This is a genomic window from Pseudoduganella sp. R-32 (assembly GCF_049913245.1).
GTDB lineage: Bacteria > Pseudomonadota > Gammaproteobacteria > Burkholderiales > Burkholderiaceae_D > Rugamonas.
Genome location: NZ_CP183987.1, coordinates 1,452,701 through 1,471,642, shown reverse-complemented (window position 1 = coordinate 1,471,642; position 18,942 = coordinate 1,452,701). Strand labels below are relative to the sequence as shown.

The following is an 18,942-nucleotide window of genomic DNA, read 5'->3' as shown; positions in this document are numbered from 1 at the left end:
CGTTTGCGGGAATGGGTGCAAGATTGTACGCGCCCGCAGCGCATCGAATTCTCTCAAAAAATTGCTCGCCGCCCTCTCAGCGGCGAATGCGGGCCGCCGCCAAGCCCAGGATTGCACCGGCCAGGCCGCCAAGGAGCGATTGCGGCAGAGCGATCATGTCCTGCGCCCTGCCATCTGCGAGGGTCATCAGGTCGGCCGCGAGATAGACCGGTCCCATGCCCACGCCGAGCGGCACCGCCAGCCACGCCGGCCATTGCCCGCTTTGCTGCCAGCCGATGACGCCGCCAATCCAGCACGACACCGCGACCATTCCAATCAGCGCCCCACCCAGAGCGAAAGCAGCCTTACGCATGAATACTGTCTCCGTCGTTTTCCGGAATGGGGCGCACGACCAGGAACAGGTACGACATGGCGCCAAGGAAGGCAATTGCGGCACCGGCCAGCAGCGCCGGTACAAAGGACCATTGCTGCGCGATATACCCGGTAAGCACCGGCGCCAGCGCACCGCCGAGGAAGCCGCCGAAATTCTGGATCGCGCCGAGCGAAGCGATGCGGCTGCGAGGCGCCGCCACCGTGGCGAGCGACCAGGCGCAGGCCGAAGAGGCGTTGGCAAGGAAGATCACAATGGAAATGCACGCCACCGCCAGGACATTGCTCTCCACCAGCGCTGCAGGAATCGTGAATATCACCATGCCCAGCGTCGCCAGCACCACCGCATTGCGGCGCCCCGAAATCGGGGTGCTCGCAAAACGCACGATGCGGTCGGAAGACCAACCAGCGATCAGCGCGCCGGCAAAACCGCACAGGAAAGGTATTGCCGATGCGAAGCCCGCATGCGCCAGGTCCATATGGCGCTCGGTGCGCAGGTAGCCGGGCAGCCAGGTCAAGTACACCCAGTTCAGGTATACCGAGCCGAAAAAGCCGAACATCATGCCCCACGTCACGCGATGGCGGAACAGCGCCAGCCAGCCGGCAAAGCTGGTTTTGGGTGCGGCTTCGCTGGCTTCACCATCCTCCAGGTAGGCGCGCTCCTCCGCGCTCAATTCCTCGCGCACAGGGTCGCGATAGACGCTCACCCAGACGATTGCAGCCAGCAGGCCAAGCGCGCCGGTGGCGTAAAACGCCCAATGCCAGCTGGTCGCCGCGATCAGTGGCGGCAGCAACAGCGGCGCCAGGGCAACGCCCAACGGCGAGGCGGAATTGTAGATACCCGTCGGCGTCCCACGCGAGCGCAGCGGGAACCAATTGCTTACCACGCGTGCAGCAGAAGGAAATTGCGGCGCCTCCCCGACCCCGAGCGCAATGCGCGCAAGCACGAAGTAGCCAAAAGTCGAGGCCAGCCCGCCGGCTGCCTGGGCCACCGACCACAGCACCAGCCCGAGCCCAAGCAGCCAGCGCGGACCGATCTTGTCGACCAGTGCGCCGACCGGAAGCTGGCACAAGGCGTAGCTCCACGAGAATGCCGACAGCAGCAAACCCATTTCGCCCAGCGACAGGCCGAGGTCCGCGCGGATATACTCGTTGGCCACCGCCAGGGTGGCGCGGTCCAGGTAATTGATGACCCCGCTCGCCACCAGCAGCACCAGCGCCAGGCTTTGCCTTCGACGGATTCGTGGAGGGACTTGGGTAGCAGTGATGTTGGTCATTTCAGGTGTTCCATACGCGGCGCGAATTATAAAATCGTGGCGAGTATAGAGCACCGCGCGCGCAACAAGCCAATTGATCGCGCTGGACAAGTCATGGCGAATTCAATTAAACCTGCTTTGAGGCGCAACAATTTCGCAGGCACTGTAGCCATCATCGTCGCGCAGGACGCAGGCTTTCGCAACATACTTCGAATCAATCAACTCATAAATGGTCGAGAAAGTTCCGTATGACCTGACGGCCTGCTCGAGCAAGACCAGCCTGCCCTTGACCTTGTCATCCACCACGACAAGGCCTAGCGACGCCCAGTCCGCATAAGCCAGCGTGAAGTCCTTCTTTGAATTCGACAGCATCACGAAGTGCACATTGGCCGCGTTTGCGGACAGGCTTTGGCAGTAGTAACGGTCGGAGATGATGTAATCCTTGATGCCGTCGCCATTGAGGTCCTGGCGGTCGGCGGTAAGCGTCTGGCCTATGGATTTCCTGCCATAGCCATGCTTTTCGATGCACGAACTCTCCGGGGAGATCAAATCAGCACCTGCGCAGGCCGACTTCGCGCCAAGGCGCTCGGAAACCAGCGCGCCGGAACAATAGCCAAGAGCTTCAGCAATCTTCTCCCCCTTCGGCCATTTCGCAACTTGAGCCTTGAGCGACTGCGCTATCGGCTCGGGAACGTAATCCGGCTCGCTCGGCTTGATCTGGCGCTCCTTCCCGACCATGGACCTTGCAATGCTTGGCAGTGGTTCGAGGTTGGAAACCCTGATATCTTCATCGGATACGCCACCAGCCTTCTGGCCGCAGGCAGAAATCAGCACGAGGCAGGGAAGGATCAATAAGGGCAGGAACTTGCTTCGGCGGGACATGTGGGCGCTGGTTAATTTTTTGGCAAATTCTAGCACGCAGTCCGCCCGCCCCGGCCTCACCCCTGCCCAAGCTCCTGGGCCAGTCCAATGAGGATTCCTTCCGGTCCGCGAATGTAGCAGAGCCGGTACACGTTTTCGTATTGGACCACTTCTCCAACGACCGTCGCCCCCAGCCTGCCAAGCCGCTCCAGCGTATCGTCAATGTCATCCACAGCAAACATCACGCGCAGGTAGCCAAGGGCATTCACCGGCGCGGCACGGTGATCGGCGACCACCGCCGGCGCCAGGAAGCGGGACAACTCGAGCCGGCTATGGCCATCCGGCGTACGCAACATCGCAATCTCGACACGCATGCCGTGCAGACCTGTGACGCCATCGGCCCAATCGCCCTGCACTGGCGCACGCCCCTCAAGTTCGAGGCCAAGCTCGGCGAAAAATGCAATGGCGGCGTCCAGGTCCTCCACCACAATGCCAACATTGTCCATGCGCTTGACGGTCACGATGCCTCCATGGTTTTCATTTGCTTGCGATGATTTGAGCGAGAACAATCCGCCCTTCCTCGAGATTTCGTCGCTGATTCTGGGCCATGGCCGGAAAATCAGGTCCGAGGAGGATGTGGAAACCAACTGCCGGCAGCCCTTCATGACGTATTTTCTCGGCAAGCGCCACGAACCAGGTGCGCGCCGCATCGGTCGTGTCCGACCAATGGGTCACCTTGAAGCCCGCTGCCTCCAACAGCCGGCGCAGTTCACCAGGTTGCACCAGGAAGCTGGTATCGGGTGTGCGCGCCCACGGAACCGGAAAGAGAACAGGACCGGACGGGCCGGCGAGAATGTCGTAGATCGCGAGGGTGCCACCCGGCTTGAGAACCCGGTGCATTTCCCGGTACAGCAGGGCTTTGTCCGGAATATTCATCGCCACGTGTTCGGTCCACACGACGTCGAACGACGCGTCATCGAACGGCAGCCTGGTTGCGTCACCCTGGCGGAAGTCGACAAGATCCGCAAGACCGACCTTGGCGCAGAGCAGCGCCGCAGCATTGCAGTATTCCTCGGTCAGGTCGATGCCAGTGACGCGGCAGCCAAATTCCTTAGCCAGGCATCGAGAGGTGCCGCCGATACCGCTGCCGACATCCAACACCCGCTTCGACTCATCCAACGAGGCCGCCCTCGCAAGTTCAAGCGTCGCTGTCCTGCCGCGGATATGAAATTCGTCCACCGGCGCCAGCTCTTCGGGCGTGAGGTGATCCAGGTCGTTGCCGGCCTTTTCCAGCGCTGCAAGGATGGCGTTCCCAAGATCGGAACGGGCGTAGTGCGTCCGGATTGCGTCGTTGACTCGATCGAGCATGACATTTCCCCCTCTGGCAAAGAGCGCCGTTGGCGCTGTCCTTGCCGACAATTTTCACACGTTCATTATGACTGATCGCGGCATAGCAACTCACCCGGATGCTCAAAGGCGTCCCGGATTCTCTCGACCTGCCGCCGAGAAGTGTTTGCAGGAATATCGCTACACGCGAACCATGCCGCATCGTCCGCCTCGTCAGAAGTCCGAAGTTCCCCGCCGACGAGCAGGCACCTGAAACTGAAAACAAGGTCGTCCCGAGAAGAAACTGAATACACGCCGAGCAGCTTTTCCACACGAACTTCCAACCCGACTTCCTCGCGTACCTCGCGAACCACCGCCTCCCACGGCGCTTCGCCAGGATCCACGCGCCCGCCCGGAAGGTTCCACAAATCACGGTCTGTTCGATGGCAGAGCAGCACTCGATTCGAGGAGTCGAAGATGACAGCGAATGCACCGAGCGTCGTCATGGTTGGAGTTGGTCAGCGAAAACTGCTCATAGCCGCTCCACCCTTCAGTTGATCAGTCGGAGGGCAAGGACAAGCAACGTCAAAAGGAACCACACGCACTTTCTCGAGCAAGCAGCACAAGTTCCAAAGTGCTCGTTCCTCCGCTTGGTCTTCGATCATAAGCTTGTCCGTGTCGCCGAAGCGCTGAAGGAACTCAAAGAGCACCGGTTTATTAAGGGGTTGTCACTCATTCGCGCTCCAAGGTGCGCGCCAAGAGCTCCGCTGGCCAAAGACTCATATGACCGCAGCCCCCAAAGGGCGGCTCAGGTTTGAATAAGGTACCTTCAACGACCACGATCTTTCCATTCAAGGATTCGCATTTTCTGTGATCGAAGCCAAGCGCCCCAGTGCCAGTCGACAGCCAAATCGAAGACATCTCGCCTTCACGCCGTTCGGCGCGCGGTAAATGTGTGATCGAAATATCTTCGAGCTCGAAGGTCAGCAACCCTCGAACGCAGATGTCGAAGCCAGCAAGTTCGTCAAGCCGGTCAATTACTTCATTGATTGAGAGAGGTTCTCGCATCTGGGCAAAACGTATTCGCGATTCGCTTAATCCGCAATGCGCTCGGCAACCTGGTCGCCAATGGTCTGCTGCATCAACAGGCTGGTAACTTTGCCGCCGGCGCCGCGCCGGAACTCAACGCTATTCATCGTTCCCTCCATGAAGAAGCTGGTCGATGCATACGGCTTCAGGTCCGTCGCCGGGCGGCCTTCGCGCTGCCATGTCAGAATTGCCCCTTTGCGGCGCACCGTACGCGTGCTGTTGTCGGGCAGCTTATAAGTTCCGACGAAAGCGTCCAGCGCCTCAGGCGCCAGAGCGATGACTTTCCGCTCAGGGAATGGATCGCCAATGGCCATGGCAGCTGCATGCTTCGCCACCACTTCCGAATTGAGCAAATTGCGTTCGCCATTGCTCAAAACAGCCACAAAGACTTTATCGTCCGGCAGTCGAATGACGTAGCCATTGAAACCAGGGATGTCGCCGCCGTGCGCTATTTCCTGGTGCCCGCGCAGTTTGCCAATGGTCCAACCGAAACCATAATTGCATGCCGCCGCACCAGGCAGAGTGCATGGCGTGAAAGCCTGCTTCCAGCTTTCCGCCGTCAGCAGCTTGCCAGCGCTGATGGCGGCATCCCAACGCGCCAGGTCGTCAACGGTGGAAACCAACGCACCAGCCGCATAGGGCAGCGACATGCTGATTTGATCGGCCGGACTATAGGCTGAGAAAAAGCCGCCGCGATAGCCTGTAATGCGGCGCTTCGCGCTGCGCTCCGCGCCTTCGTAGGCCGTATCCACCATACCTAATGGCTCAAAGATATTCTGCGCAATAAAATCGGCGTAGCGCATGCCGGAAGCTCTCTCGATAACTGCGCCAAGAAGGAAGTAGCCAGAGTTGCTGTAGGCCCAGCGTTCGCCAGGTGCGTAGTCCAGCGGTTCATCCTTGAAGAAGTCGATCATTTGCGCGACGCTCATGTCCTTGCGCGCCACCGACCAGAACGAACGCATGTCCGTGTAATTGTGGATGCCGGACTTGTGCTGCAGTAGCTGCTGTATGGTGATGGACTTACCCTTGGTCGGATAGCCCGGCACGAACCGCGTAATGTCGTCCTGCAGCGAAAGTTTGCCTTGCTCCGCCAACATCAGGATTGCCACTGCCGTGAACTGCTTGGTGATCGAGCCCAGTCGCAACTGCATGTCCGCTTGCAGCGGAACCTTTTTGTCGAGGTCGGCCAAACCATATGCTTTGCGAAAGACCGTCTCGCCATCTCGCATCACGATGACAGCGGCGCCGGGGGCGCCGGACTTGAACATGGGCGCCAATTGGGCATCCAGCAGGCCCTCCAGGGAGGTATTGTTAGCGTGTGCGAAGCAGACCTGCAGCAGCAGCGCCGCGGCAAGGATTAGGCGTAAGGACATCAATAGGCTCCTGAAAAAGTCGGCATATCTTAACTTACCAAGTTTCAGAAAGGCTCACCAAATTCCACCACACTTTCCCGCTAACGTGGCGATGCAGTTGATCGAGATGTAGGGCCAAAAGCGTTCATGCTAAAAGCCCGGAAATTTTTCTTTGAGCGCAGTCCATACATCGAACCAGAGTGCAGTGGTCTGTCGTTCGGTAACTAAGTGCACCTCACTTCCGCCTTGCTGCAAAAACACATCGGCGCCACGCACTGCAAGCTTCCCCTTAAGTGAGTACGCGATATTGTTAGCCTCCTGACGATAGAAGGCCTCCCGCGATTCACCCCAATTGCTCTTCTTAACCGAGCTACGGATTTTCATGTCAGGGGCCAACGTATTAAGTCAGCGGCGCCGGAGGCGTCCGCTCGAGTTCAGGATTAGGCACGATTTCATGAATTGTGTACCCGGGAAACCGCGTATGGAGTGCCTGCATTAATTCGCGGGACGCGGCCGCCTCTACTGCGATGCCAATTACGTGGTCACCACGTAAGCGAATAAAACATCTCACTGGAGTGCCAAGCTTTCCGAATTCGATCGAATAGACTTCGGCACGTTCTTCTTCGGATGAATAAAGCCCCTTAAGTATGCGCTTCACTTCCAGTTCCAAGGTCAGCGGAACTTCCCTTGGAGCGACCGATACTGGGTCTCGGGCCAAAGCGCTTACGCTCTTGGCGGAATCGTCAATGAGGGCTTGAACGTCTTTTGCAACGATCGACTCCGGTCCAACCGGCCCACGCGAGAGCAACGCTAGCAGCACCGTCAGCAAGATCAAGATAACAGCCGACGCAGTAAGAATTCTCATAGCTGACGTTCCCAAGTCAGCAGCGCCACAGGCATCCGCCGGATTAGAGGATTGGGTACAAATGGCATTGATGAACGTAAGCCGGTTGCCAAAGGGTCTTGCGGGCAAACCCCGCTGTAGCACGTCTGCTGGAGCATGGTTGGGTCACAGATTTCATATTCTAAAGCCAGGAAAACTTTCAAAGATCCTTTCGTAAAATGCCACACCTCCACATCGAATTGAGATTCGTAGCCAGCAGACCTCACAACTTCATGGGTAGCCATAACCCAGTTGCCCGTCAGCTCGCGCGCGGTTCCATCCATTTGGATGAATTCAGCATCACCACGCTCGGGGGAAAATTGAGTGGCGCCACACGCGGCACAAATGACAAAGACCGTCTCACGTCCAGTGTGAACAGCGAACAGCACATCTTTTGCCACACAGCTACCGCAGATCCACTTAGATACGACTGCCATACACTCCCCAACGTTGGACGTAACCGGCCGAAGGAGCGCGCAGCGTGGAGGCAGTCCAGTTGACCGCAATGTTATGCTTTTGCGTCATCGGCCAAATCCAAATCAGGTGCGTCATCGATCGAAGTTTTGTACTCGCAAACCAAATTTGCGATGGCTAGATAGTTGAATCCATGAAATTCATCACCATCGGCACCAAAGTAGCCGCTGTAGAAGGCGTTACCGCTTACATGTCTTGCGACACATGCACGGCCAATATTAATGCCACTGCGATAAAACCGAACGAAAGCACAGCCATCAATAGCGAAGTCCGGTTCGCAAACAATGTCGGATGAACGAATTTGAACAGCCAGAGCCAACGCCCTAAGTGCTGGCACCTCAAACTCAGGTTCCCGAGGGTCCAAGCCAGGTTGGACTATCCCAAGCGTCAGTCATGTTCTGCATAACGTGGTGCCAAGCTGCGCGCGCCAGCGCGTCCGCTGAAGTAAATGATTAGCGCAATGGTGTTCATCGCTGTTTTAAGCTTCGCAGCTTAGCAAGGATAATCTCAGGCGAATGGTTCCATGGATAGGCAAGTGCATGACCCTTTCGCTCACCGTTAAGAAAGAAGATACGTCGTTCGCCACGGTGCAAAGAAAGGCCACAACTATCTGCCGATGATATGACGGTGGAAAGGCCGTCACCCTTGAATTGTTCCAACACCTTCACCTCCGCGACTTCAATTCCACCCGAGCTCTTAACCGAAGCTACTTCGGCATATGCCACGTAAGCCGAACCTTGAAAAAGCTCTTCGACAGAAAAAGGCTTCATGTCGGGAGGTGGCGAGCAGGCCAACGCAGCCAGCGGCATCAGCAAAAGGAATGATAGTAGCGTGCGCATCGGACGCTAACGTTGGATTAACCAGCGGCGGCAGCGTACGCCCTCAGACGTCAATGGGCCTGGGTGGCCGGGATGCGCATGCACTTTAGCTCTTACCATTCGTGCGCTCTTTGAAGTGCCCCCAACACTCCCGGATTGTCCTTATAGCGCTTGCGCAGGACCGCCTCGTCCCTCTCGATCTTTCCACAGCGGTATGTATTCATGGCCTCAGCAATCTCTTTCCGGCGCTCAGCGTCGTAAGGTTCTTCGCCGGCGAAATGAGTGCACATGGCGATTCGTTCGGCGAGTGCTCCGACAGCTTTAGGCTGTCCCTTTTTCAGATCAGCAAACGGATCTTCTTCGGCATGCACGCCAGATGCGATAAGGGTCAAAATAATGAAAAAAGAAAGACGCAGCATTTCACTCCCAACGAAAAGTTAAAAACATCCGATTATCACGCCCCGCTTCGATCAAATAACTGGGTTCAGTCCATCGCCTTGCCGGCTTCACACAGGCGTTTGGAAAGCGTGGGGTTTGCGATCGGCTTGCCATCTTCCGGAAGACGAACAGAGGCCGACGACGTAACAGCGATCGATTGGTAGCCCAGGCCGTAAATGGTGGCAAACCTTCCTGAGGGATCAGGAACAAACGCATAGGCGCCGCTGAGCCTTGCGTTGTTTAGCTGCTGGCGAAATTGTTCGGCAGCAGCTGCGTCGCCGCGTACCGCGCGCAACAGCAAGTCCCTTTGAAGGTTCGCCGGTGGCTTCTCTATGTACGCGGTGTCAATGCCTTCGATTTCTCCAAAGCTCTCTTGCCAGCATTGGTGTTCGTATCCGCTCGCACGCAATGCCTTGAACGATGTCTTGCCGATCCCGTTCGAGTAATCGAAGAAGGCAACCGACAATGTCTTGGAGCCTGCGCTTGCGAGCATTGGTGCGCACAACAGCAAGGCGAGGAAGGACTTGCGGATCGATTTCATGCAGCGTTCAGTTGATTTCGAAAACCCGAAGCATACTATCTTTTTTGCAACTCCGGCGACCGCTGCTCGGGAAACCAGTACAAATAGAGTGCGGTCTCGTTGGCGACTTGCTCTTGGGTGCGATAGACGAATCGGTCAAAGCCGCCCACCTCGAAGCCGTTCCGCAAATAGAGTTTGCAGGCGGCGACGTTGTTGGTCTGGGTTTCCAGGCGCAGGCCCTTGAGCAGTCTGTCCCGGGCCCACGATTTGGCGAACTGAATCAGCGCAGTCGCAATACCGCGTTGGCGAAACCTGCGGGAGACGACGACGTGCTCGATTGACCCAAGGTCATTCCAGCTTGTTGCCAACTCGATCTTACCGGCCAGCCCACCATCGACAAATGCTCCGTAGGCTTCAACGTCATCATCGCATTCATCATCCGCGTCGTAGCGTTTGGTGAACGGTTCCACGGTCCGAGTGCTAAGCCTGATATCGCCATCGACGAGGCTAATGTCGAATACCTCGCTGGAAATGAACGTGTTCTCTTCGCGATCGAGTGCGCTTGCCAGACGCTCGTGGATTCTCTCAATATTCATGAGACCTCATTCCTCGACAGCTCTCAGCCTTTCGACAAAGCTTTCAGCGCTTGCTTGATGCCGTCGGAAACCGAGGAGCCGGCAGGTACGGTCTTCAGCGCCTGCAACGCTTCCTTGTCGGAGTAGCCCAGCGCCAGCAGCGCATTCAGGATGTCCGCTTGCGAATCGTGGACCGGGTGCGCGCCGGCAGCGCCGATGTCGGCGCCCAGCTTGCCCTTCAGTTCCAGCAACAGGCGTTCGGCGGTTTTCTTGCCGATGCCGGGTATCTTCACCAGGCGGCCGGCTTCTTGCAGCGTGACGGCCTGCGCCAGGTCGGCGATCGACAGGCCGGACAGGATCGACAGCGCAGTGCGCGCGCCGATGCCGCTGATCTTGATCAACTGACGGAATACGGCGCGCTCTTCGGCATTGCCGAAGCCGAACAGAAGGTGCGCGTCTTCGCGGATCGTCAGGTGGGTGAACAGGCTGACTTTCTCGCCCACGCCGGGCAGGTTGTAGAAGGTAGACATCGGCACGTCGACTTCATAGCCGACGCCTTGTACGTCTACGAGCAGTTGCGGTGGATTCTTTTCGAGCAGGATGCCGGTGAGACGTCCGATCATAGTGTTCCTTTGAATGCGGTTAGCCCACCAGGCGGCCGCGCTTCATGCGCAGTCCAGACAGGGCGGGATGGGCGTTGGTGACGACGGCCAGCGTGGCCTGGCTGTTGGCGTGGCAGATGGCGATGCCGAGGGCGTCGGCGGCGTCGGTGCCGGGCAGGCCGGGCAGCGCCAGCAGGCGCGCGACCATGTCCTGCACTTGCGCCTTGGTGGCGCGGCCGGTGCCGACGACGGCTTGCTTCAGCTGGGTTGGCGAGTATTCGGCGACTTTGAGTTCGTGCGTCACCAGGGCGCAGATCGCGGCGCCGCGGGCTTGGCCGAGCAGCAAGGTGGATTGCGGGTTGACGTTGACGAAGACTTTTTCGATCGCGGCGCAATCGGGCTTGTAGGTGGCCGCGATTTCGGCGACGCCGTCGAGGATGACCTTTAACCGCTGCGGCAGGTCGCCCTCGCCGCTCTTGATGGTGCCGGAGGCGATGTAGCGCAGCTTGTTGCCCACTTTTTGGATGACGCCAAAGCCAGTGGTGCGCAAGCCGGGGTCGATGCCGAGAATTATCATTCCCGGATTTTACGGCAGAAACCGGTAGACCGGTGCCAGACCCGCAGGGTCCGGCACCTAATTACACAGCGGCCGCCGAGCAGATGGGGTCAGACCCTGCGGGTCTGACCCCGCCCTACCGGTTTTACCGCAGATCAGTGACGGAAGTGGCGAGTGCCGGTGTACAGCATCACCACGCCGCGCTCGTCGGCGGCGTCGATCACTTCCTGGTCGCGCATCGAGCCGCCTGGATGGATCACGCAGGTCGCGCCCGCATCAACCACCACATCCAGGCCGTCGCGGAACGGGAAGAATGCGTCGGAAGCCACGGCGGAACCCTGCAGCGACAGGCCGGCATTCTGCGCCTTGATCGATGCGATGCGCGCGGAATCGATACGGGACATCTGGCCCGCGCCCACGCCCAGGGTCATGTTATTGCCGCAGAAGACGATGGCGTTCGACTTCACGTACTTGGCCACGCGCCATGCGAACATCAGGTCGGCCAGCTGCTGCTGGGTAGGCTGCAGCTTGCTCACGACACGCACCTCGGAAGGCAGCACGTTCTTGGAGTCAGCCGACTGCACCAGCAGCCCGCCGCCCACGCGCTTGAAGTCCATCGCGTTCACGCCTTCGCCCAGCGGGATTTCCAGCAGGCGCACGTTCTGCTTGGCCGACATGATCTGGCGCGCTTCCGCGGTGAAGGAAGGAGCGATCAGCACTTCCACGAACAGCTTGGCCAGTTCGGTGGCCGCTGCGCCGTCCACTTCCACGTTGAAGGCGATGATGCCGCCGAAAGCGGAAGTCGGGTCGGTCTTCAGCGCGCGCTGGTAGGCGTCCAGCGCATTCGCGCCCAGGGCCACGCCGCACGGGTTGGCGTGCTTGATGATCACGCAGGCGGTGGAGCCCATGGATTTCACGCACTCCCACGCTGCGTCAGCGTCGGCGATATTGTTGAAGGACAGTTCCTTGCCCTGCAGCTGGCGGTAGTTGGCCAGCGCGCCGGCCACCGGAGCCAGGTCGCGGTAGAAGGCAGCCGACTGGTGCGGGTTTTCGCCGTAACGCATGTCCTGCACTTTTTCGAAGGCCACGTTCAGGGTTGCCGGGTAGGCGGAACGGGTTTCGTGCTTGCGGTCCGGGCCCAGGCTGGAGAAGTAGTTGGTGATGGCGCCGTCGTACTGCGCGGTGTGCGCGTAGACTTTCCTGGCCAGGTTGAAGCGGGTTTCGTACGACACGTAGCCCGGTGCGTTGTCGGTGCCCTTCATCTCCGCCAGCACCACGCCATAGTCGGTCGGATCGCAGATCACCACCACGTCCTTGTGGTTCTTGGCGGCGGAGCGCAGCATGGCCGGGCCGCCGATGTCGATGTTCTCGATCGCGTCTTCCAGCGAGCACTCGGCCTTGGCCACGGTCGCCTGGAACGGGTACAGGTTCACCACCACCATGTCGATGGTCGGGATGCTGTGCTCTTCCAGCTTGGCGACGTGCTCAGGGAAGTCACGGCGGGCGAGGATGCCGCCGTGGACTTTCGGGTGCAGCGTCTTCACGCGGCCATCCAGCATTTCCGGGAAGCCGGTGTAGTCGGCCACTTCGGTGACCGGCACGCCGTTATCGGCCAGCAGTTTCGCGGTACCGCCGGTGGACAGGATGTTGACGCCCATGGCCGACAGGGCCTTGGCGAAATCCAGCACGCCGGTCTTGTCGGATACGGAGATGAGAGCTTGTTTGATCATAGCTGTGGGGGGAAGGTTACGGAAATCGGTACAAACCATCCGGCCCCACGGCCCGTCGCGGCCAAAAGGGACCGGGACGCGGAATCAGCCTTACAGCAGGCCGTGTTCCTGTAATTTCTTGCGCAAAGTATTGCGGTTAATACCCAGCATCTGGGCTGCGTGCGACTGGTTGCCGTCGGCGCGGCCCATCACCACTTCGAGGATCGGACGCTCAACGGTCATCACTACCATGTCGTACACGTTCGATGCCTGCTGCTCGCCCAGGTCATTGAAGTAGTCTTCCAGGCTTTTCTGGACTACTTCCTGAATGCTTTCTTTGCTCATTTTCTTATCGATCTTGCTAAATATTTGCCAATGCAGGCGCGGTTCACGCAGCCAGCGGTTCTTCGGCGAGGCGGTATTGTAACCGCTCGCCGTACTTCCATTGGGATTCGAAGAAACTGTCGACTGCGCGCAGTTGTTCTGCGGTCGACTCGAGGCGGTTCATCTCCTGACGGAACTCCTCCCCGCCCGGGAGGTCGCGCACGTACCAGCCAATATGCTTGCGTGCGGTGCGCACGCCCAGGAATTCGCCGTAGAAGGCGTAGTGGGCCTGCAGGTGTTCGTCCATCAGCTTGCGCACTTCGGCCACCAGCGGCGCCGGCAGGTGTTCGCCAGTGCGCAGGAAATGGTCGATTTCGCGGAAGATCCATGGGCGCCCCTGGGCCGCGCGGCCGATCATCACGGCGTCGGCGCCGGTCTTGTCGAGCACATACCGCGCTTTTTCAGGGGTGGTGATGTCGCCGTTGGCGACCACCGGGATGCTGACTGCTGCCTTGACGGCGGCAATGGTGTCGTACTCGGCGTCGCCAGTGTAGCCGTCGGCGCGGGTGCGGCCGTGCAGCGTCAGCATCTGGATGCCGGCTTGCTCGGCGATGCGCGCGATGCGCAGGGCGTTCTTGTTCTCGCGGTTCCAGCCGGTGCGGAATTTCAGGGTAACCGGCACGTTCACCGCCGGCACCACCGCTTCCAGGATGCGCTGGACCAGGTCTTCGTGCTGCAACAGGGCGGAACCGCACCAGTTGTTGCACACCTTTTTCACCGGGCAGCCCATATTGATGTCGATGATCTGGGCGCCGCGGTCGACGTTGAACTTGGCGCATTCCGCCAGTTCTTCCGGCACCGCGCCGGCAATCTGCACGGCTTTCGGCTCCATCTCGCCGGTGTGGTCGGTACGGCGCGAGGACTTCTCGCTGGCCCACAGGCGCGGATTGGAAGCGGCCATCTCGGACACGGCGTAGCCCGCGCCCAGTTCCTTGCACAATTGGCGGAACGGGCGGTCCGTCACGCCAGCCATGGGCGCGACAAAGACGTTATTGCGGAGCTCGTGAGGTCCGATATTCACTTAACAAATCCGTAAGACAGTGCGGGAAAGGGGGCTATTTTAACCGATGCGCTGCCCAAAAACTAATCACTTTTTTAAACAATGTCGTCCAGGCTGGCGGACAGGTGCGCAACCTCGCCCCATTGATCAAGCGACAACACCCCTTTATCAAAGGTAAATCGATTGATGCTGGCGTTTTTGACCTCAAAATCGCGCGGGCCGTCGATCGACAGGCCGCGGGCAGCGCGGTAGGCGCATTCCAGCACGCCGCCGTGGGCGACGATCAGGATGGATTGTTGTGGATAACGTTCGGCCCAGCGTGCGATGCCGTCCTGGCAACGCTGGAAGAACTGGCGGAAGCTTTCCGCCACGCGGTCCCCGGCCGGCATCACGGCATCCACGTCCCTCGCCTGCCATTCCGCGAACTCCACGGGGTAGCGTTCGGCGATCTCTGTATATAAGAGGCCCTCGAAGGCGCCGTAGCCGCGCTCGCGCAGGCCGGGGTCGGTGTGCAGCGGCAGGTGGGGATGGTGCGCCGCCACCGCTTGCGCGGTTTGCAGGGCGCGCCCCAGGTCGCTGGAAATGATGGCCTCCAGCGGCTCGGCCGCCAGCGCACGCGCCAGGGCATCAGCCTGGCGTTCGCCGGTCGGACTAAGGGGGATGTCGATGTGGCCTTGCAGGCGGCGCACGGCGTTCCACGCGGTTTCGCCGTGGCGGATCAGCAGGATTCTTGTCATTCAAATAGCGAGTAGCTGCCGATTACCTGCGCCTCGTCGAGGATATGGCCGTGGATGGCGGTCAGCACGTCCTGGCAGGTGAAGCGGCCTTCCAGCTCCAGGCGCGGGGTGTCCAGCGCGTACAGGCGGAAAATGTAATGGTGGGTGCGCTCGTCGTTCCATGGCGGGCATGGGCCGTCGTAGCCGTAATAGTCGCCGGCCATGTCCTTGTCGCTGGCGAACCAGCCGGTGTAGTCATTGATGCCGTGGCGCAGGGGCGCTGGCAGGCCGGCCGGCTTGCCCTTCGGCGTGACTGCTTTCGAGAATTCGCCGGCGGAGATGCTGCTGCGTTTCGGCGGAATGTCGACCAGGGACCAGTGGTAAAAGTCGGCGCGCGGCATCGAAGCGGGCAGCGTGTGGCCTTCCTGGTTGACGTAGGTGCCGTCGGTGGGGGCGTCGCCGTCGATGCAGAGCAGGACCAGGGATTCGGTGCCTGGGGGGACGTCGGACCAGGCCAGGTGGGGGTTCTTGTTGGATGACAGGCGCACTTTCGTCGCCTTGTCGCGCACCGCGAAAGCAAAATCGCCGGGGATGGCGGCGCCATCCTTGAAGGAATCGCTCCAGATTTTCATCTTTATCTCCCAGCTTGCTTTTTGAACCGGTAAACCCGGGTCTGACCCGCAGGGTCAGACCCGGTCAGCTCGTCTGCCTGCGGCCTCAAAGGCCCAGAACCAATACCCCTGGCAGCGGCTCAGACTGGGTCTGACCCTGCGGGTCAGACCCAGGTTTACCGGTTTTTATTTTGGACTCACCTGCAACCAGAACGTCACCGGCCCATCATTTGTCAACGACACCTTCATATCCGCCCCAAACACGCCCGTGCCAACGACCGCGTGCCTGGAACGCGCCTGCTCCACAAAATACTCAAACAGCCGCTTCCCATCCGCCGGCGCTGCCGCCGGGCTGAATGAAGGCCGGGTGCCGGAGTTGGTATCCGCCGCCAGCGTAAACTGCGGCACCAGCAGCAAGCCGCCCGCAACATCCGTCACCGACTTGTTCATTTTGCCGGCATCGTCGGAAAATACACGATACGACAAAAGCTTGGCCAGCAACTGGTCCGCCTCCCTCTCCGTATCGCCCTTCTCCGCGCACACCAGCACCATCAAGCCGCCGTCGATGGCGCCGGTCGTCTCGCCATCGACAACAACCTTGGCGGACGACACCCGCTGCAGCAGCCCGATCATGCCGACAAGGTCACTTTAGCAAATTTGCGCTTGCCGACCTGCAGCACGAAGGTGCCTGCCTCAATTTTCAGCGCCTTATCGCTGATCACCGTACCGTCGATGCGCACGCCGCCCTGATCGATCATGCGCAGGCCTTCGCCGGTCGAAGCGCACAAGCCGGTCTGCTTCAGTAATTGGCCAATGCCAACCGGCGCGCCGGCCACGGCAACTTCCTGCACATCATCCGGAATGCCACCCTTGGAGCGATTGACGAAGTCGGCCAGCGCATCCTCCGCCGCCTGGCGCGAGTGGAAGCGCTCCACGATCTCCTGCGCCAGCGCCACTTTGGCATCGCGCGGATTCGCCCCGCCTTCAATCGCCTTCTTCAGGCCAGCGATTTCCTCGATCGACTTCCACGACAGCAGGTCGTAGTAACGCCACATCATCACGTCCGAAATCGACATCACCTTGGCGAACATGGTGTTGGCCGGCTCGGTAATACCAATATAGTTGTTCTTGGACTTGGACATCTTCTCGACGCCGTCCAGGCCTTCCAGCAGCGGCATGGTCAGGATGCACTGCTGCTCCTGTCCGTAATCCTTTTGCAACTCGCGGCCAACCAGCAGGTTGAACTTCTGGTCCGTACCGCCCAGTTCCAGGTCGGCCTTCAGTGCCACCGAGTCGTAACCCTGCATCAGCGGGTACAGGAACTCGTGCACCGAAATCGGGGTGCCGTTCTTGAACCGCTTGGAAAAGTCGTCGCGTTCCATCATGCGCGCCACGGTGTAGCGCGAGGACAACTGGATCATGCCGCGCGCGCCCAGCGGATCGCACCACTCCGAGTTGTAGCGGATTTCGGTCTTGGCCGCATCCAGCACCAGCGATGCCTGTTTGAAATAAGTCTGTGCGTTCAGCTCGATCTGCTCGCGGGTCAGCGGCGGACGGGTGACGTTGCGGCCGGAAGGGTCGCCAATCATCGAAGTGAAGTCGCCGATCAGGAAGATCACCTGGTGGCCCAGGTTCTGCAGCTGGCGCATCTTGTTCAGCACCACGGTGTGGCCCAGGTGCAAGTCAGGCGCGGTCGGGTCCAGGCCCAGCTTGATGCGCAGCGGCACGCCAGTCTTTTCCGAGCGCGCCAGCTTTTGAGCAAATTCGCTTTCGATGATGAGCTCGTCCACACCACGCTTGGTGATGGCGAGGGCTTCCTGGACGCTATCGGTCAGCGGCAGGATTTTGTTGTCTGTATCCATTTTTGCGAAATTCTCTCAAATTGTTGGCACGGCTCAGGACTTTGTTATAATGCCCGATCCCATCAATCTTGCCCGATGAAAACGAATTAAATCAACAACTTAGAACAAAATACCAAGAATCCTGAAAGTTCAAGCGGCAAATTTTAACTGATTGCATGAACCCTATAAACAAGTTCACAAGCTCCGGCTTGCACAATCTGCTAGGTTCGACGCGTAAGGCGCGGATCATCAGCGCATCGGCGATCTTCCTTGCCGTATGCGCTTTTGGTGCTGCTGGCGTGGCTCCGCTCGCCCCCGATCCAAGCGACCTGCCCGTGAAGACCGTTGCCCAGGAAATCCAGCTGCCGGACCTGAGCTCGCAGATTACCGCCCTGCAGAAGCAAGAAGCTAACCAGACTTACGTCCACGAAGAAAAGATCCGCGCCGGCGACACGCTCGCGACGCTGCTCAATCGCCTGGGCGTGGAAGACGACGCTGCAGAAACCTTCATCAAGAAAGACAAGACCGCGCGCGCCATCATGCAGCTGCGCAGCGGCAAGCGCGTGCAGGCGCAGACCGACGAAAACGGCAACCTGCTGTGGCTGAAGGCCACCGTTGTGGACGGCAAAGACAATCCCGTCAAGAATATTATGGTCACCCGTTCGGGCGACGCAGAATTCACGGCTGAAGAGACCGCCGCGAAACTGGAACGCCGCGTTGAAATGCGCGCGCGCGAAATCACCACTTCCCTGTATGCCGCGACCGACTCGAGTTCCGACGGCAGCAGCCTGCCCGACACCGTCGTCGCGCAGATCATTGAAATGTTCTCCACCAACATCGACTTCCGTTCCGACCTGAAGCGCGGTGACCGTTTCAACGTGGTGTATGAAACCTTCTGGCAGGACGGCGAGTTCGTGCGCGCCGGCCGCATCCTGGCAGGCGAATTCACCAACAAGGGCACCACCTACCAAAGCGTGTGGTTTGAAGATCCGCTGACCAAATCGGGCGGCGGTTATTACAGCTTCGACGGCAAATCGCTGAAGAAGGCCTTCCTGAAATCGCCGCTGGAATTCTCGCGTATTTCGTCCGGCTTCGGCATGCGCTCGCATCCGATCTCCGGCAACTGGAAGCAGCACAAAGGCACCGACTTCGCCGCAGCGACCGGCACCCCGATTCGCGCAGCCGGCGACGGCGTGATCGATTTCGCCGGCGTGCAAGGCGGCTACGGCAACGTGGTCGTGATCAAGCACTGGGCCAACTACTCCACCGCCTACGCGCACATGAGCCGCTTCGGCGCCGGCATGAAAAAGGGTGCCAAGGTCAACCAAGGCGACATCATCGGCTACGTCGGGACCACCGGCTGGTCGACCGGCGCCCACCTGCACTACGAATTCCGCGTCGCAGGCGAAGCCAAGGACCCGAACAAGCTGAACATTACGGCCCAAGCCCCGCTGACGACTGCCGAACTGGCGCGCTTCAAATCGGTGGCCGGCGACATGATCCACCGCTTCGCCCTGCTCCGTTCGAACGACAAGACCAACACCCTCGCCGCCAAGTAATCC

General features: G+C 59.6%; 26 protein-coding genes. 1 reads left to right on the top strand and 25 read right to left on the bottom strand.

What is annotated here, in order from left to right; genetic code table 11:
• Nucleotides 1-76: 76 nt before the first annotated feature.
• From ACN9MU_RS06945 to tyrS, 25 genes are all read right to left on the bottom strand, one after another.
• Nucleotides 77-352, bottom strand: a complete 276-nt coding sequence (locus ACN9MU_RS06945; protein ID WP_426168880.1) for a hypothetical protein — start codon at nt 350-352, stop codon at nt 77-79.
• Nucleotides 345-1,646 carry an MFS transporter gene (locus ACN9MU_RS06940; protein ID WP_426321313.1) on the bottom strand — a complete coding sequence of 434 codons (1,302 nt, stop codon included), beginning with the start codon at nt 1,644-1,646 and terminating at the stop codon, nt 345-347. Before ACN9MU_RS06940 ends, ACN9MU_RS06945 begins: the two co-directional genes overlap by 8 nt.
• Before the next feature lie 102 nt (nt 1,647-1,748).
• Nucleotides 1,749-2,543 (bottom strand): hypothetical protein, encoded by a 795-nt coding sequence (locus tag ACN9MU_RS06935; protein WP_426321311.1) that lies wholly within the window; start codon nt 2,541-2,543, stop codon nt 1,749-1,751.
• A 20-nt stretch (nt 2,544-2,563) separates the two neighbouring features.
• On the bottom strand, nt 2,564-3,007 hold the full coding sequence (locus ACN9MU_RS06930) for a VOC family protein (RefSeq protein ID WP_426172129.1): 444 nt from the start codon (nt 3,005-3,007) through the stop codon (nt 2,564-2,566).
• Between the two features lie 16 nt (nt 3,008-3,023).
• On the bottom strand, nt 3,024-3,854 hold the full coding sequence (locus ACN9MU_RS06925) for a class I SAM-dependent methyltransferase (RefSeq protein ID WP_426344334.1): 831 nt from the start codon (nt 3,852-3,854) through the stop codon (nt 3,024-3,026).
• Nucleotides 3,855-3,919: 65 nt separating this feature from the next.
• Nucleotides 3,920-4,318 carry an NUDIX hydrolase gene (locus tag ACN9MU_RS06920; RefSeq protein ID WP_426321307.1) on the bottom strand — a complete coding sequence of 133 codons (399 nt, stop codon included), beginning with the start codon at nt 4,316-4,318 and terminating at the stop codon, nt 3,920-3,922.
• A gap of 226 nt (nt 4,319-4,544) precedes the next feature.
• Nucleotides 4,545-4,880: a hypothetical protein gene (locus ACN9MU_RS06915; RefSeq protein ID WP_426321305.1), complete on the bottom strand. Its 336-nt coding sequence runs from the start codon at nt 4,878-4,880 to the stop codon at nt 4,545-4,547.
• Between the two features lie 26 nt (nt 4,881-4,906).
• Complete coding sequence (locus tag ACN9MU_RS06910) at nt 4,907-6,274, bottom strand: serine hydrolase (RefSeq protein WP_426321303.1); 1,368 nt, start codon at nt 6,272-6,274, stop codon at nt 4,907-4,909.
• Between the two features lie 129 nt (nt 6,275-6,403).
• Complete coding sequence (locus ACN9MU_RS06905) at nt 6,404-6,637, bottom strand: hypothetical protein (RefSeq protein ID WP_426321301.1); 234 nt, start codon at nt 6,635-6,637, stop codon at nt 6,404-6,406.
• 16 nt (nt 6,638-6,653) lie between these two features.
• Complete coding sequence (locus ACN9MU_RS06900) at nt 6,654-7,118, bottom strand: hypothetical protein (protein WP_426321299.1); 465 nt, start codon at nt 7,116-7,118, stop codon at nt 6,654-6,656.
• On the bottom strand, nt 7,115-7,573 hold the full coding sequence (locus ACN9MU_RS06895; protein ID WP_426344333.1) for a hypothetical protein: 459 nt from the start codon (nt 7,571-7,573) through the stop codon (nt 7,115-7,117). The genes ACN9MU_RS06900 and ACN9MU_RS06895 overlap by 4 nt, the downstream gene beginning before the upstream one ends.
• Before the next feature lie 71 nt (nt 7,574-7,644).
• On the bottom strand, nt 7,645-7,947 hold the full coding sequence (locus ACN9MU_RS06890; RefSeq protein ID WP_426321295.1) for a hypothetical protein: 303 nt from the start codon (nt 7,945-7,947) through the stop codon (nt 7,645-7,647).
• A gap of 130 nt (nt 7,948-8,077) precedes the next feature.
• Nucleotides 8,078-8,425: a hypothetical protein gene (locus tag ACN9MU_RS06885; RefSeq protein ID WP_426321293.1), complete on the bottom strand. Its 348-nt coding sequence runs from the start codon at nt 8,423-8,425 to the stop codon at nt 8,078-8,080.
• 116 nt (nt 8,426-8,541) lie between these two features.
• A complete protein-coding gene (locus ACN9MU_RS06880) occupies nt 8,542-8,847 on the bottom strand; it encodes a hypothetical protein (RefSeq protein WP_426321291.1) in 306 nt (101 codons plus the stop codon).
• Between the two features lie 65 nt (nt 8,848-8,912).
• Nucleotides 8,913-9,407, bottom strand: coding sequence for a hypothetical protein (locus ACN9MU_RS06875; protein ID WP_426321289.1), 495 nt, complete (start codon nt 9,405-9,407; stop codon nt 8,913-8,915).
• A gap of 35 nt (nt 9,408-9,442) precedes the next feature.
• A complete protein-coding gene (locus tag ACN9MU_RS06870) occupies nt 9,443-9,982 on the bottom strand; it encodes a GNAT family N-acetyltransferase (RefSeq protein WP_426321287.1) in 540 nt (179 codons plus the stop codon).
• Between the two features lie 23 nt (nt 9,983-10,005).
• Nucleotides 10,006-10,584, bottom strand: coding sequence for a Holliday junction branch migration protein RuvA (ruvA, locus tag ACN9MU_RS06865; RefSeq protein ID WP_426168854.1), 579 nt, complete (start codon nt 10,582-10,584; stop codon nt 10,006-10,008).
• A 19-nt stretch (nt 10,585-10,603) separates the two neighbouring features.
• Nucleotides 10,604-11,140, bottom strand: a complete 537-nt coding sequence (ruvC, locus tag ACN9MU_RS06860) for a crossover junction endodeoxyribonuclease RuvC (protein ID WP_426168851.1) — start codon at nt 11,138-11,140, stop codon at nt 10,604-10,606.
• A gap of 134 nt (nt 11,141-11,274) precedes the next feature.
• Nucleotides 11,275-12,849 carry a bifunctional phosphoribosylaminoimidazolecarboxamide formyltransferase/IMP cyclohydrolase gene (gene purH / locus ACN9MU_RS06855; RefSeq protein ID WP_426321284.1) on the bottom strand — a complete coding sequence of 525 codons (1,575 nt, stop codon included), beginning with the start codon at nt 12,847-12,849 and terminating at the stop codon, nt 11,275-11,277.
• 90 nt (nt 12,850-12,939) lie between these two features.
• Nucleotides 12,940-13,173: a helix-turn-helix domain-containing protein gene (locus tag ACN9MU_RS06850; RefSeq protein WP_028102293.1), complete on the bottom strand. Its 234-nt coding sequence runs from the start codon at nt 13,171-13,173 to the stop codon at nt 12,940-12,942.
• A 43-nt stretch (nt 13,174-13,216) separates the two neighbouring features.
• Nucleotides 13,217-14,233 (bottom strand): tRNA dihydrouridine synthase DusB, encoded by a 1,017-nt coding sequence (gene dusB, locus ACN9MU_RS06845; protein WP_426168846.1) that lies wholly within the window; start codon nt 14,231-14,233, stop codon nt 13,217-13,219.
• Nucleotides 14,234-14,307: 74 nt separating this feature from the next.
• Entirely contained in the window at nt 14,308-14,949 is a 642-nt protein-coding gene (locus tag ACN9MU_RS06840) for a histidine phosphatase family protein (protein WP_426344332.1), read from the bottom strand.
• Nucleotides 14,946-15,560 carry a YbhB/YbcL family Raf kinase inhibitor-like protein gene (locus tag ACN9MU_RS06835; RefSeq protein WP_426344331.1) on the bottom strand — a complete coding sequence of 205 codons (615 nt, stop codon included), beginning with the start codon at nt 15,558-15,560 and terminating at the stop codon, nt 14,946-14,948. The genes ACN9MU_RS06840 and ACN9MU_RS06835 overlap by 4 nt, the downstream gene beginning before the upstream one ends.
• A 165-nt stretch (nt 15,561-15,725) precedes the next feature.
• Nucleotides 15,726-16,172, bottom strand: coding sequence for a D-aminoacyl-tRNA deacylase (gene dtd / locus ACN9MU_RS06830; protein ID WP_426168838.1), 447 nt, complete (start codon nt 16,170-16,172; stop codon nt 15,726-15,728).
• The gene (gene tyrS / locus ACN9MU_RS06825) at nt 16,169-17,401 is read right to left on the bottom strand and encodes a tyrosine--tRNA ligase (protein WP_426344330.1); all 1,233 of its coding nucleotides are present in this window, start codon (nt 17,399-17,401) and stop codon (nt 16,169-16,171) included. The genes dtd and tyrS overlap by 4 nt, the downstream gene beginning before the upstream one ends.
• 155 nt (nt 17,402-17,556) lie before the next feature.
• Between tyrS and ACN9MU_RS06820 the strand changes: the two genes are divergently transcribed.
• Nucleotides 17,557-18,939, top strand: a complete 1,383-nt coding sequence (locus tag ACN9MU_RS06820; RefSeq protein ID WP_426344329.1) for a peptidoglycan DD-metalloendopeptidase family protein — start codon at nt 17,557-17,559, stop codon at nt 18,937-18,939.
• Nucleotides 18,940-18,942 lie beyond the last annotated feature (3 nt).

Coding starts and splice junctions, on each gene's coding strand:
- ACN9MU_RS06945 (WP_426168880.1), bottom strand. CDS start 352: ATGCGTAAGGCTGCTTTCGCTCTGGGTGGGGCGCTGATTGGAATGGTC.
- ACN9MU_RS06940 (WP_426321313.1), bottom strand. CDS start 1,646: ATGACCAACATCACTGCTACCCAAGTCCCTCCACGAATCCGTCGAAGG.
- ACN9MU_RS06925 (WP_426344334.1), bottom strand. CDS start 3,854: ATGCTCGATCGAGTCAACGACGCAATCCGGACGCACTACGCCCGTTCC.
- ACN9MU_RS06920 (WP_426321307.1), bottom strand. CDS start 4,318: ATGACGACGCTCGGTGCATTCGCTGTCATCTTCGACTCCTCGAATCGA.
- ACN9MU_RS06915 (WP_426321305.1), bottom strand. CDS start 4,880: ATGCGAGAACCTCTCTCAATCAATGAAGTAATTGACCGGCTTGACGAA.
- ACN9MU_RS06910 (WP_426321303.1), bottom strand. CDS start 6,274: ATGTCCTTACGCCTAATCCTTGCCGCGGCGCTGCTGCTGCAGGTCTGC.
- ACN9MU_RS06905 (WP_426321301.1), bottom strand. CDS start 6,637: ATGAAAATCCGTAGCTCGGTTAAGAAGAGCAATTGGGGTGAATCGCGG.
- ACN9MU_RS06900 (WP_426321299.1), bottom strand. CDS start 7,118: ATGAGAATTCTTACTGCGTCGGCTGTTATCTTGATCTTGCTGACGGTG.
- ACN9MU_RS06895 (WP_426344333.1), bottom strand. CDS start 7,573: ATGGCAGTCGTATCTAAGTGGATCTGCGGTAGCTGTGTGGCAAAAGAT.
- ACN9MU_RS06880 (WP_426321291.1), bottom strand. CDS start 8,847: ATGCTGCGTCTTTCTTTTTTCATTATTTTGACCCTTATCGCATCTGGC.
- ACN9MU_RS06875 (WP_426321289.1), bottom strand. CDS start 9,407: ATGAAATCGATCCGCAAGTCCTTCCTCGCCTTGCTGTTGTGCGCACCA.
- ACN9MU_RS06870 (WP_426321287.1), bottom strand. CDS start 9,982: ATGAATATTGAGAGAATCCACGAGCGTCTGGCAAGCGCACTCGATCGC.
- ruvA (WP_426168854.1), bottom strand. CDS start 10,584: ATGATCGGACGTCTCACCGGCATCCTGCTCGAAAAGAATCCACCGCAA.
- ruvC (WP_426168851.1), bottom strand. CDS start 11,140: ATGATAATTCTCGGCATCGACCCCGGCTTGCGCACCACTGGCTTTGGC.
- purH (WP_426321284.1), bottom strand. CDS start 12,849: ATGATCAAACAAGCTCTCATCTCCGTATCCGACAAGACCGGCGTGCTG.
- ACN9MU_RS06850 (WP_028102293.1), bottom strand. CDS start 13,173: ATGAGCAAAGAAAGCATTCAGGAAGTAGTCCAGAAAAGCCTGGAAGAC.
- ACN9MU_RS06840 (WP_426344332.1), bottom strand. CDS start 14,949: ATGACAAGAATCCTGCTGATCCGCCACGGCGAAACCGCGTGGAACGCC.
- ACN9MU_RS06835 (WP_426344331.1), bottom strand. CDS start 15,560: ATGAAAATCTGGAGCGATTCCTTCAAGGATGGCGCCGCCATCCCCGGC.
- dtd (WP_426168838.1), bottom strand. CDS start 16,172: ATGATCGGGCTGCTGCAGCGGGTGTCGTCCGCCAAGGTTGTTGTCGAT.
- tyrS (WP_426344330.1), bottom strand. CDS start 17,401: ATGGATACAGACAACAAAATCCTGCCGCTGACCGATAGCGTCCAGGAA.
- ACN9MU_RS06820 (WP_426344329.1), top strand. CDS start 17,557: ATGAACCCTATAAACAAGTTCACAAGCTCCGGCTTGCACAATCTGCTA.